Genomic DNA, 13,102 nt, shown 5'->3' on the forward strand with positions numbered 1-13,102 from the left:
TCACACATCCAGGTTCAGCGGCCTATCGCACGCCGCAGGCAACGAGTGGCCGGCGGCAGGTTCGATTTTCCACACGCGGTGCATCTGCCGGTCCGTCAGCTGCGGCCCTCCACACTGCCCCACGCCCATCGTTCTCCAGTGATAAGGCGCATTATCGCGGCTAAGGCGGCTAAGGCGGCTAAGGCGGCTTCTGGCCGCGCGGGCATCAGAAAAAAACCGCAAACCTTTACGGCACTTGGGTTTCGACGAAGCAATACACACCTAACTCCCAGTGTACTGGGAAGACAAATTATAGCGCCAACCGGACAGTGCTCCCATTTCACTGGGAGAAAAATTTGGAGTTGGCCGAAGTCTTTGGCGCTGTCTTGCGCGAGCACCGCATTCGCGCCGAGCTAACGCAGGAGCAGCTCGCCTTTGAGGCAGATATCCGGCGCAACTACGTCAGCATGCTGGAACTCGGTCAGCATCAGCCGACATTGACGATGCTATTCACGCTTTCGGCTGCTTTGAAGTGCTCGCCCAGTGAACTCCTCGTCGAGGTCGAACGGAAGCTCAAGAGAGCTCGCAGCTCGTCGAAGAAAGCGCCAAAGGTGACCAAAAAGCGCGTGAAGACTTCAAGTGACTCCACGCGTGGAGGCGACGCGGCCGGTCGATCGGGTCGCAGCAGCCGCAGCGCCGGCTAAGCCCAGTATCCCTTCCTGAGAGTCCACAGCCAGTGCGCAGGGACTCCATACGATCTCAACGCACGTGAGCTGCTCCATCTACCACGTTATGCCTAGCGGCCATTCCGCTTGCACAACGCGCTAGGCCGCGCGAAATTTTCTACGCCCAACGTGTTTTTCGAGCCTTCAACCGCCTGTACGGCGTGAGACGTCAACACTAACGATTGGGGCGAAATCGCGAATCTAGTGCGCGACTATGCATCGGGGTGCTATTCGAATGCATTGCACTTCAGGTCTAGTGGTTAAATCTGGGGACAATTATATTTATGCTTACATGAACGCCCCCGTTTGCGCCAGGTGTTCGATGTCTTGACGAATGGGATGGGCTGCACGTCTACATCCGGCACACTGTTCAGTGAGATGGAATTATCGACACTGGGACTATTGATACTGGTCCGGTGCTTTTGCCCCCCGCTCCCCCAGCGACCTGGTTATTTTCCGTCGACAATGTGATTGGCCCAATGGGAGGAGATGGGGGTTCCGCAGTCGCAACATTTGAGAGCACGCGACCAGCGTCATCCACTGACATGGTTGCCGTCCTAGGCTGGACCACCTGCCCGCCAGCAAGCACTTTACCGTCGCTACCGAGAAGGAGATAGAGGAGTTGGACTGTCGTGCGGTATGTTAGCTCACCATTTCGGTACCAATGTGTGATAACACCGCCGCTTGCACCAATCTCGGTAGGTATGACCAAGAGGCGTCCGTCAACTCCGCGCCCGAACTTCGCGGCGAGCTGAGAAAAAGTCTGGAAGGTTGACATCGACTTTCCGGTCGGTACGGTATTTAAGGACGATACGAATCCCTCCCACGCAGAGATTGCTTTGTTCAGAGCCGCTTGCTTGTTCTTATAGTCGGCGGTGAACTTGTTATCTACCTTCGCGAGTTCCGCAGTCACAGAGCTCAGTAATAGACGAGCCTGGCTCGCCTCAGCTTGAGTCTCCTGATAAGCCTCGATAAAGGCGTTATCGGTCGCGCTCGCGTACTGGCCAAGGTAAATGCTAAGATTTGAGTGCTTAGCTTGGAGGCCCGCCTGTATGCCACCGACAATCACTGTTGGGTCTAGTGTTCCGGCGATAGGCGAAAGAGATGCATCATTCTTCGTGAGGGATGCAAGACCCACGACTGCGTTGATTCCGGCAGGAACCAGCATCAGTGCTGGAGCCAAGAATTTGTTGTCGTACCCCTGCGTGATGGCCTTTGGTGGCTGCGACGCGAGACCGACCGCCTCGCTCAAGGTCTCCTTGAATTGATTCATTTCAATCAAGGCAACTTGTTCGTTAACAAAATCTGCCGCGTCAACAGTGTCTGTAATCAATGATACGCGCCCGCTCACGGACGCGATTGCTTGACCAACCTGTTGCGCCGCATCGTAGAGCGCGAGCGACTGCAACCATGTTCCGATATGGTCTGCGGCTCCCGGATTCGTTATCTGCCCCTTTCCACCTTGCACATTCTGCAGAGAGTTCAGAGCTTGAATGTAGGGCGCTAGTTTCGCTAGGCTGGCTTGATTCGCGATCGCGTCAGCACATCGAACTGCGGCCTGAGAATACGCTGCGACAGCATCAGACGAAGCATTTGCCGGTGCCGTGAGGTTGGTGCTCGTGCAATCGATGCCCGCGAGAGAAGCGGTAGAGTTCCCAGACGTCGTTCCCGTATCGGCAAGACAAACGGCTGCGGTTAAGGAGATTCCTGTCAATATACCTACGAGAGCAAAAATCCTCATTGCTTTCTCCCACCCACGTCGACCGAGAACACGCTTAAACGTGGCGAGCAATTGCGATTCGAACAACGTCACCCGTTTGGCCCAGATCTACCAATTTAAGAACTGCCCAGTCGCTGCTCTGTGTCACAACACACGGATAGCAGCAACTTCAACCATGTCGAACGGCGTGCAGGTTCTGAGATGGTGTTCTGTAGGTGAACGCGCGAGATTGTGAGTTCCACGATTGGCCGTGCCTTCGCGGCCGTCTGGAGCTGTTTCGCGTCGTGGAGTTACGCGGCCGTGGTCAATCCGGCGAGAAGATTCCTTAGAGGACTCCCGGGCCACACTATGGCCACCGGAGTTGCCGACAGGCATTTCCGCTCGGACGCCGCGACAGTCGCATGTGTCAGCAGGCGCCGCCGCTGTTGCGAAGCTTACAAAACCATTAAACCCACGTTCAAATAGCTCTGGTACCAGTAGCTGTCGCCGGTAACGAACCAAGGTTCTCCGACTCCGAGAACATCGTCCTCGGTCGTAGTGGCGCATCCGGTACAAACACCTTTTCCAGGACGAACCAGATGACCAGCTTTTCTGATGCTGAACTTCTGCGGTTGGACGAACGGTAGCCTCGGGAAAAGACGGCGGCTGCGTGAAACAGCCTCCCCGGTAGCTCTTAGTCGGCGCACGACGGTGTTCAGAAGCCGGTCGATACTGCATCGGCATTTCCGGCAGTTCACTGGCGTGCGCCCGTTGCAATACCCAGCAACTGCGGGAGCATGAATCGCGCAGACTGATGTTGGAAGGGCGGTGCTGACGTGGCGACCGCCGCGTTGGGAGTCAGCGCGTTGCGCGTCGACCATCGGCTAACGGCGGGATGAAACAAAAAAACTCTGCTCTCGATAGATCAAATCAAGCAGTGAGAGCGCGGCTTCTGCGTCCGCTTCGGAAGGTACAGTAGTAGCTCGATCGATCTGCTCTGCTGACTACTTCCCTCTCGCTTGCTTGCAGTGTTGCAAGAATGCTCGCCACATTGCCCAGCACTTCCCGCCCTTTCGCAGCACAGATTTTCCCAAGCGGCACAAGATCCTTGGCGTTGGTTTCTAGCGCTGCCGATCCGCGAAGCCGTTCGGCGTTGAGCGCTGCAGTCGCAGCTTCTCGACATCGGTCAATCACACTCTCCGCGTCGTCGCGAAACGCTGCGTTCGCGGCCTTTTCGTATTGCTCGAAGACGAGTCCTGCGAATTGCTCCGGAAGCAGTCCGGTATTGCGCTGCATCGCCTAGAAATTGATTGTAGCAATCGATCTATCGCCACACTTCGGTTGCCAGTGGCTAACGAATAGTTCGTATTTTACAGGAAACGTGGTGAGCAATCGCGGGATCAGGTCATACAGCAACCCCAACTGGACACGGGAAGCTTGATCACCTGAGATCCCCGTCAAAGTATTTCGCCAAGCTGTACTCGCACACTGTCTGGTAATTCCGAGCGATAGATCTCTCGCCATACTCTTTCGAAGGCATGTCGGGGGTGCTTCCGGATGATTCGGCGCACCGCTAATAGAACGTCGTTTGCTTGACTTAGCAAGGCGTGCTTGTCGATAGCCGCTACCGCTTGGACGGCGTCGAGAAGTTGGTCTTCAGGAGTGGCGGCAGCGTTGACCCTATTTCCCCAAGCAATTGCGAAATCAGATAGGCGGTCTTGCGGCGGGTACTCTTGCCTCGTGATAATTTCTAGTGCAATTTCCGTATCCGATCGCGCTGCTTCTTTCTTGTTCTGCGTCAGACGTGCGTAACCCCTGTTACTGTAGATGCACTGCTGCATCGTTAAATCTGCGCGAATTCGAGCGAGGAACTCTACGCAGCGGTCCAGCCGGACTTCTGCACCAGCAGGATCGCCCAAGTCGGTCATCTCAGAGGAAATGGTTTGACCAAGATGGAGCAACATAATCGCGAGCTCATCGACATTTTTGTCCAATCGATTGAGAAATGCATCCGCCAACGCTGCCTTCACTTCAGGCCTTTGATCGGCACGCCAAGAATTTCGGACAGTCAGAAGTTCCGTCGGGGTCTTTGCATGGTCGACATCAACCACTATCCGCGCCGTGTCAAATCTATCGATTGCTAGACCGATGTACTCCCCTCGCGCCGGGGGCTCTGTTGTGTGAGCCATTCGGAGATTGTAATCAACGCTCTCAATGTTTTGACCTGCCCTTGTTTTAAGCTCACGAGACCGTTCCCATGCTGCGATCGCGGCGTCCTTGTTACCTTTTGAAAACCACAGCAACGAGCCGTATATGTTAAAGAAATTGCCTGCATTAGGGTCGTCGTCTCCGAGAAACCGATTGACCACGTCCTCTGCCACCTTGAATGCGTTGGGCAAGTCGTCAGATTCCAGCAGAAGGCGAGCCAACTGATAGCGTGCGAATACCCATTCCTGCGGCGAATTTTCCCTTAACGTTGTGCCATATTCACTTGATTGATCGGTGTGAGAGCGAATAAGCACAAGCATCGCTTTGCTGAGGTCATTTTTCTCATGTTTGAGAACGGTTTCCGCGAGTTCGACCAGCAGCAAGAGCATCATGGGCCAACGGTTGGCGGGAAGAGTCCCGGCGACATTGACGAGCTGAAACGTCATATCCGGTGTGGTTCTGCCGATTCCCTGTAACCGATCGTGCAATATCCTCAGGAAGATAATTGCTGATTGGGTTGGTTCCAGCGCCTGGAGCGTTTCAATGTAAACTTCAATGAGTCGCAGCGTTTCGCCAGTCGGATCAGCCTCGACGAAACGTCGCGTAATGTCCGTGACGCGAAGCATCTCTGGAGTAGGCAGTTTTAATTCCTGAAAGGCTGTCCACCTTGTCGTCCCTTCAACAAGGACAGCCCCAGACCGTCGAACAGCCTCTTGAGGGGCTTCGCTTGTCGCCCATTTGGCGAGCTTACTGAATGCGCTGGCCATTTCCTGATAGGCTGAAAACCCGAAAGGATGCTGCTCAGTACGACCAAGGAGGAATGACGTTTCTGCAAAGCCTGCCCACGCGGCAGCCGCAAGCCTACTGTCGCCCAGCCGGTTCGCGCATCCGGTTGCTTCGCCGTAGTAGAGTCGCGCAGTTTCAATCGCGAACAACGCAAGGTAGCTATCGCCAAGGGCGAGCAATGCCATCGTTCTGCGCCATTCATCAAGTCTGCGAATTGCGAGCTTCAAAGCCTCCTCGCCTTTGGCGATAGCTACCTCGGCCTGACCGAGATGTACCTTTACCTGCATCGACAGCACAAGAAGATCACAGAGATCAGCACTACTCCGGAGCGTTCTGAAGATGTGTTCTGCCTCAGCAAGACGCTCGGGTAAATCGTCTATGCTCGGAACGTTATCCATCGCTCTTCCTGCCGCCACATGTGCGGCAAATGCGCATCGAACTTCAGCGAGAATGCGACGCGCGTGCACTGCGATCGGCACCGGTTGGTTTGTGCTCTCAAATATCAACGAGGAAGCTTGACGAGCCCTTTCTGACATTACTGGCCATCCGCGCAACTCGCCTATCTCTGCCATCAGATCGTATAGACGTCGGGTGATTGCGGGAGCCTGTCCACCTAGCTCATTGATTGCGCGACGTACGCAAGCTTCCGCGCCGGTAAAGTCACGCTGACGTGTCAGTTGACGAACAACGAGTTCTGTCCCGAGAAGATAATGCGGCGAATTCGACGGGGCTCGCTCTACCTTGACATGGTCTGGGTAGTCGTTGATAGCTAGGCGCATCCAGAAAGCCTGCTCATCCCTAGTACGCTCGCCATCGTGATCCTTCATGCGCCTTCGACACTTTTCCGCGAACAATGTGAGTGCTTGTTGCTCTCCTCGTCGGGTCCGGGTTGTCAAAAGTGCGTCGAGCATAGGACACGCAAGTCGACCCCAACGCGTTTCACCAAGAAACTCTGAAGACATGCTAAGGAGGATCGCTTGCTCGATAGCTTCGATGTCAGCCGAAACTCTCGAGATGACACCCGGAGCACGTTGATCTTCAAAGGCGGTCAGATCACTGCAGAAGTATTCGGCGGTTGAGGAAACGAATCCGGCGACAACATTCGCCTTCAACCTAACATCAATAGCATCCTGTCTTGCCAAGGCCGGTGCAAGTAGCGGGTGGAAATTAATGAAGCTGTCCCAGACCGTGAGAATGCCGGATGACTCGGCGGTCTCAGTCCAATCCCCTATCGGACTCTGTATGTTGAGTTTTGATACACACAGAAGAAACAGGCTTTCTGATACACGAAGCGGCATCAGCCCGGCTAGTATTGTGAGGACGTTGGTCCAATCGTATCGAGCCACCGTAGCTCGGATGGTCATGGCTAGAATGGTTTTACGGCCGAGTCCAACGAGAGAATTCTGAACTTCCTCCTCCGTCTCCTCGAATCCTTTGCTTCGACTTAGCTGACAAAACGCCTTCAGCAGAACGGGACTGGCGAATAGCCGTAACAAATCAGTTTTGGTGCGCCCACGAAGCACATCGTCCACGAAGTCGCAATTGGAAACGCCTCTACCGAACAACATGTACAGAATGTCGTCGGCGTTGACGGGTGTAACCTTGACGATATCGAATGAAGGCAATTGAGGCGGGCTGCATTCAACAACGATCACCAATTGGGCCGAAGATAAAGCACGTAACTGTTCAATCGCACGATGTGCAGCTTGACCGCTACGACCGTTCCTAATACCAACTACGACAAGGTCCGCCTGTGCCGCAGAGGCAACCGACTTCTCAATTGCGCGCGACAGCTTTTCTCCGCTTCGGTCCAAACCGTGCCGAAGCACGATTGTGTTGCGCTCGGGATTTAAAGAGGCAATTATGCGAAGCACCTCGAGCGCCGCAAGCCACTGCCCTCCAAGGCCTAGGCCACCGATAGTGACGTTCCGTCCGCGCAGAAGTGACGCCAGAGTATGGTAAGCCGCGTCTTCAATCGCTCGCATGTCGGTGGCTATCGACCTTGCGACTGAGTCCAGTCGTCCACTAGCTGGCGTATTCACGATGAATCGGACATCCTCGTGGACATATGCGACCGGCGTCCACCAATCCGCAAGCTTGATGTACCCGGTACGAGTCTTGCGGCTAGGAGAAGCACGTAAAGCTCGTCGCGCGGATCTGATTGCTTTTATGAGCGACTCTCCGCTCGCGAGCGCGCCGTAGAATGCGGCTGTAAATATCGGTGCAGCGTCGGCCCGCAAATCGTAAGCCATGGCGACGATTGCCGGGATGCCTGCGTCGAGCAAAGTCGCGGGGAATGAGGTTTCGTGGCTATCGCCAGTTGCAAACCGCCCCGATCGGCATGCATTTGTAACTACCACGCGAACGTCGGTTCCCTTAAGCGTTCGAGCAATTTCGAATGCTGGGATCCATTCCCTCCCTCCGTCTTGAGTCTCCATGGCAATGCCAAACACTCCGCCTTTGCTGCTGCCTCCGTGCACATCAAACTGTACAACCGTGAATGGCCTATTGAGTGCATAGGCTTCGGCAAGCGTTTGCTGAAGCGTCAGAAAGTCCGCTTTGAGGAGAAGCTCGACATCGATTCCGAGCGGCCGTAATGAAGCAAGTGCTCGCGCGACGGGAAGTGGCGGGACGTCCCACTGTGCTGCCGGACGACTAACGACAAGGAGTACACGCAGCGGTATAGCGGCTGCGGCCTCCGCTATCGGCTCCGTGGTAAGGGCGCGGACTATCGCGCCAGTGGACGGGAATGTGGCGCTTTGTTCAATGAGCTCCCACGGAAGGCTGTGAACGAGCGGGCGGCTGCTCACAATTCTTACGCTCTCGTTGGCTGATATCCGACAGACTGGCATTGCCAATCGCGATGAAAATACCTCCAGCAACTTCTCGATGCGCTCCGCGCGGTCTCGAGCCGCCTTTTCTCCTCGGCCCGGAAATATCTCAAGGTACCAGCGCAATATGTCTAGATCCGCGGCGGGTATAAGATGTGATGGATTGATTTCGCAATAATCTTCAAATTCCACTGAATATTGGCGCTCTGCGTCCCAATCAATAACAAGCTCCGTCATGAGTCGCTCTCTGGATCCGGGGGGCGGTCGTCCAACGATTTTTTAAGCCTGACTACGGCGGGGATAGTCTTTTCAACGATTACATCAATATCTGGCACCAGCTTAATCTCCTCGGCATGCTCGATCTGGATTCTCTGGACCATCTCGATTCGAATTACCTCTCGCTCTAACTTTTCCTTCGCTGCCTTGCGCTCTCGGTCAAGAATCTGGAAGTAGAGTTGTGCAGACGCCACAACTAATGCAGCGGCTGCAAGTACCACGGCGAGATCGTAGATTTCTTCGCGCTCGGAGCTGGGATCAAGTATTTCGTCAACCGCGCTCGGTAGCTCCTCCCCGAACTCATCCCTCAATGCGAGTGCCGTTCGCCGTGCGAGAAATTGGATTTCCTGGTTATGCATCACGCCTGTGCCTCCTTCAGCGAAGAGGTGCTCTGATACCGCCTTCAGTGAGTGCGACAGATGCGGCTGAGCCATCGTAGAGGCCTTACGGGCCTTACGGAGGGCCACCGCAACTGCTTCCTCAATCACCATACGCTCTGATCGCTAATGTTTAGGGAAAGAGTTTGCATTTGAACGTGCGCTAGCGAACATACATTGGACTTCGGAGGCCAATTGACGTCGGATGGAATAAAGGGGCCGGATCTTTGCACGCATGTAATCGAGCGATATGCGCGTTGCGAGACCGTCAATGGCGTTGGGCCCGCTCAGCGCATCACAAGCTCTAATAGCCGGACGTTGAGAACCACATAAAGCATCTGCGCTACCGAAATAGCGGGCACAGGGTTACGAGAAGCGCGAAAGTTGGATACCCACCCAGGCTCGTTATTCGCGAGACCGCGTTTCGTTCACTGGAATCGGCGGCGCAAGAGACGAGGTGAGCACTGAAGAATTCCGAACTAGTGATTCGATTGAAGACCGCAGCCGACCGACAACTGTGCACCACAATGGCGACATCAACTAAACGACAGTCTTGTGGAGTTCATCAATTAATGTCGCGGTTTTCCAACCAATTCTTGTCGTTTTGAGCGTCGAAATCCGCCTCCATAAACGCGTGATGCCAGCAAAGACACGCAATTCATGTCGCTTTGACACACGACCGCTTAAAATATATTACAAGGCCCTTTATTTGCAAACAGTGCTCGTAATCTGGAACGCTCTTATCGAACACTCATTCATCTTCCGACTCGACCCGCAGTTTCCTCGGTTCTCACAACCACTGCTTTCACGAGCGTGATCGCCCTTGAGGTCAGATCGCTTTGTGACATCATCACAGATTCGAACCACAAGCATAGGACTGAAAATCAAAATGCGATCATTATATTTATGTTAAATGCAATCTCGCTGCCTTCACCGCCCCCGGTGCTATCGTCGGGTAAACCAATCTTGTTTCAATCTTTAAAGTAACTTTGTTCCATCGCTGAAGCACCTCTTTCCCGCGAGTTCACGAACGCAAATCTGCTAACTTTCTACTGCAGCCAGCACGATCTGCCTGGGCGCTGCGGGGCCGTGGCGTCGTGTTTGCTTCGTCGCCATGCCATATCCTCGACCGGTTCAGTTATCCACGCACGTGATCGATCGCTCACACATTGCTCGATGGAAGAGTATCAAGCAGTGTCCCGGCTTCTCGAAAGTCCGCGGTGTCGAAACCTTCAGAGAAGAAGTCGAACACTTCAGACAGCACTTGCCTCGCTTCGGTTGATCTGCCTGCACGCTGCCACAGGCGGACCAGACTCGACGCCGCGCGCAGTTCCAGTGATCTGGCGCCCTGGGCGCGAGCCACTGCAATCGCCTTGAGAAAACAAGCTTGTGCCGCTTCACTGCACGCGGGGACATGCTCGTCTTCACCCAACACTCCGAGCATAATGATTCCCTTTAGCCTATACAATTCGGCCTCGTAGCAACGTTCACCGGTTGCGTCCACGTTCGCTATGGCTTCTTCGATCGTGCGCAGGCCGCCCTCCCGGTCGCCGGTCCGCCACTGGCAGTCGGCAAGGATGGTCCGAATATATGAGCTATGTTCCTCGCCGCCTGTAGACTGTTCGGTGTTCAAGCCTTCACGCAACTGAGTGATTCCGTCTTGCATGCTTTCCGTTGCAGTCGTCGCCCAGCCACGGAAAATGTTTCCCCACGCAAGCCAGTATGGCAACCGCTGCTCACTCGAGACGGCGATGACCGCTTCGGCCCGCTCTCGAACCAGCGATGCCTCTCGACGCAGTTGATGCAACTCGGCCGAGTACGCCAGCGCGAACGCCAGCGTCGGACCGTGGGCGAGCTTCTGCGCAAGTGCAAGCGACTCGAGACTTCGTTTGCGCGCCTGTTCGGGATATCCTTGGAGCCACAGAATCAAGGCCAGAAAGTTCAATGCCCGGACGCCTGGATCAACGCCATGAGCAAAGGCATGGGCCTGATGCCGCTTGGGATCATAGAGGGCGAGCGCCTGTTCCTCGTGTGCGACCGCTGAGCCCAACTCGCCTTGGTAGAACAGACAAGCACCGAGTGCACCGTGCGCCTCCACGAGCCAATCCGCGTCCTGTGCTCGCAGCGCCATGCGAAGCATCTGTTCGCCGACCTCGCGCGCGTCTGCGTGCTGTGCGCGCGAGACGTAGTGGATTCTCAATCCAAGCAGCACCGCGAAAAGCTGCGACGTCTCATCGAGCTGCTCGCACAATTGCCGTGCACGCGTATAGGTCAGACCCACCTCCGGCGCGCTATAGCCGCGTACATCCATCAAGGCGGGACCGAGTGCAAGCAGCAGCATCAGCTCGCGGGACGCGCGTGCCGGCGTATCGGGCAGTCGCTCGAGCAGACCCAACGCGGCACCGAGGTGATGCATCGCAACCGGATGGGCCCCATGCCTGAGCGCCTGCTGCGCGGCACGGTGTAGGTACTCCACAGCCTTCGGAATATTGCCGCTCAAACTGTAGTGATGTGCAAGCTCGCTGCAGTAGTCCGCGATTCGCGTGGGGAACAGCGCTTCGATGGCCTTCGCAGTGCGCTCGTGCAACGCGGTGCGCCGCTCAGTTAGCAGCGAGTGGCCTGCCACCTCCTGCGTCAGTGCATGTTTGAACGAATATTCCACCTCTGGGAAAGCGGGCCGCCCGTAAATGAACTCCAACGCTTCCAGGTGGCCAAGCAATGAGCGCAGATCGTCGTCCGTACGCGCGAGTCGCCCGGCACAGATACGCTGGATCAGGCTGAATGGAAACTCCTTGCCGATCACCGCGAGCGTCTGCAACATCTCCTTCTCCGCGAGCGGAAGCCTGTCAATACGTGCGGCGAGCACACCCTGCACGGTGGTCGGGATGTGAAGGGCGGTTGGTGTTCGTTCGACCCGGTATCGCCCGGGTTCGCCAAGGAGGGAACTCTCCTGCGCCAGCGTCTGGACCACTTCCTCCATGAAGAACGGGTTGCCGTCCGTCTTTTCGAGGATGAGTTGCTTGAGGGGCAAGAGGGAGACATCGTTGCCGAGCAGGGCCGCGAGGAGTCCGCGGGCTTCCACCGGCCCGAGCGATTCGAGGCGGAGCTGGCCGCACTTCCAGGCAGGCTGATACTCCGGCCGATAGTTCACGAGCAACAGGATACGCGTACCCGGCACGCGCTCGGCAAGGTAGATTAGGAAGGCCTCGGTCTCCCGGTCCAGCCATTGCAGGTCTTCGAACAGCAACTCAATCGGCTGCCTCTGACTTTCGCGCGTCAGAAGTAGCGTGATTGCGTTGAACGTCCGGTCCCGCCGAACCTTTGGATCCATATCCGCCAGCGCTGAATTTGCTTCGCCCGTGCCCAGCAGATAGAGCAGGTAGGGCATGAGATCCTCGAAACTTCGCTCGAGCGTCAACACCTTGCCGACGGCCTTCTCACGGCAGCGTTGTTCATCGTCCCGCGCGGTGATCTGAAAATAGCTTTTCAAGAGCTCGATCAGCGGCAAATTGGCGAACGCCTTGCCATGCGAAACAGAAAACGTTTCCAGCACCAGACACCCTCTCCGCGAACGCTCCTTAAATTCGTGAAAGAGTCGTGACTTCCCGACACCCGCTTCGCCGATCACAGAGACGATCTGGCCCTGCCCCGCCTGCGCCATTTTCAGCGCCTGATCCAGGTGTGCCATTTCGCTCTCGCGTCCGACGAACCCCGCGAGCCCGCGATATGCCGACAGTTGCAACCGCGTGCGCAGCGCCCCGGGGCCCAGCACCTCATACACCGGGAGCGGCTCGGGAATGCCCTTGACCTGGGCTGCCCCCAGTGCCTTGAACTCGAAATAGCCTTCGGCGAGCTTGTGCGTCGATTCGCTCACCAGGATCGACGTGGGCGTGGCGATACCTTCCATGCGTGACGCGATGTGGATCGTGTGTCCCCCCGGAGTCAGAATGGATGTCGCCTCGTTAGAATCTGAAACTGTGGGGCGATAACGGAAAGATGAAGTGGCCAGATACGGACAAGCATTTAAAGACAAAGCTGTAGCGCGGTTGTTGCCGCCCGAGAGTGCCTCGGTGGAAGCGGTTGCCAACGAGCTGAGTATTTCGACGTCAACACTCGAACGCTGGCGCGCGGATGCGCTGTCCAGGCCCGCTCGCGAGCGGGCCTGGACAGCGACGGCCCGGTTCGAGGCGGTGCTGGCGACCGCCGCAATGGATGAGGCCG

General features: G+C 56.0%; 6 protein-coding genes and 1 pseudogene. 2 read left to right on the top strand and 5 right to left on the bottom strand.

The annotated features are described in order from the left end of the window. Nucleotides 1-335 precede the first annotated feature (335 nt). Nucleotides 336-683 (top strand): helix-turn-helix domain-containing protein, encoded by a 348-nt coding sequence (locus tag A3CW_RS50670; RefSeq protein WP_063750906.1) that lies wholly within the window; start codon nucleotides 336-338, stop codon nucleotides 681-683. A gap of 391 nt (nucleotides 684-1,074) precedes the next feature. Here the strand turns inward: A3CW_RS50670 and A3CW_RS0140175 are convergent, their stop codons facing one another. The 5 genes and pseudogenes from A3CW_RS0140175 to A3CW_RS49215 form a co-directional block, all read right to left on the bottom strand. Beyond that, nucleotides 1,075-2,445, bottom strand: a complete 1,371-nt coding sequence (locus A3CW_RS0140175; RefSeq protein WP_154678186.1) for a hypothetical protein — start codon at nucleotides 2,443-2,445, stop codon at nucleotides 1,075-1,077. Nucleotides 2,446-3,333: 888 nt separating this feature from the next. After that, nucleotides 3,334-3,699, bottom strand: a complete 366-nt coding sequence (locus A3CW_RS52825) for a hypothetical protein (RefSeq protein ID WP_154678187.1) — start codon at nucleotides 3,697-3,699, stop codon at nucleotides 3,334-3,336. 161 nt (nucleotides 3,700-3,860) lie between these two features. Then, nucleotides 3,861-8,465 carry a CHAT domain-containing protein gene (locus tag A3CW_RS51645; RefSeq protein WP_081772035.1) on the bottom strand — a complete coding sequence of 1,535 codons (4,605 nt, stop codon included), beginning with the start codon at nucleotides 8,463-8,465 and terminating at the stop codon, nucleotides 3,861-3,863. Further along, the gene (locus A3CW_RS0140190) at nucleotides 8,462-8,995 is read right to left on the bottom strand and encodes a hypothetical protein (RefSeq protein WP_028208574.1); all 534 of its coding nucleotides are present in this window, start codon (nucleotides 8,993-8,995) and stop codon (nucleotides 8,462-8,464) included. The genes A3CW_RS51645 and A3CW_RS0140190 overlap by 4 nt, the downstream gene beginning before the upstream one ends. 1,048 nt (nucleotides 8,996-10,043) lie before the next feature. Next, nucleotides 10,044-12,821: pseudogene (locus A3CW_RS49215) on the bottom strand (AAA family ATPase); the annotation flags it as partial. 61 nt (nucleotides 12,822-12,882) lie between these two features. On the opposite strand from A3CW_RS49215, the gene A3CW_RS51650 reads away from it, so the two are divergent. Beyond that, nucleotides 12,883-13,102: transposase (locus tag A3CW_RS51650; RefSeq protein ID WP_154678188.1), on the top strand; the 220-nt coding region annotated here is incomplete at its 3' end.

The organism is Paraburkholderia nodosa DSM 21604, assembly GCF_000519185.1.
GTDB lineage: Bacteria > Pseudomonadota > Gammaproteobacteria > Burkholderiales > Burkholderiaceae > Paraburkholderia > Paraburkholderia nodosa.

Excerpts from the sequence above, each read along its gene's own strand:
- A3CW_RS0140175 (WP_154678186.1), bottom strand. The coding sequence starts at position 2,445 with ATGAGGATTTTTGCTCTCGTAGGTATATTGACAGGAATCTCCTTAACC.
- A3CW_RS52825 (WP_154678187.1), bottom strand. The coding sequence starts at position 3,699 with ATGCAGCGCAATACCGGACTGCTTCCGGAGCAATTCGCAGGACTCGTC.
- A3CW_RS51645 (WP_081772035.1), bottom strand. The coding sequence starts at position 8,465 with ATGACGGAGCTTGTTATTGATTGGGACGCAGAGCGCCAATATTCAGTG.
- A3CW_RS0140190 (WP_028208574.1), bottom strand. The coding sequence starts at position 8,995 with ATGGTGATTGAGGAAGCAGTTGCGGTGGCCCTCCGTAAGGCCCGTAAG.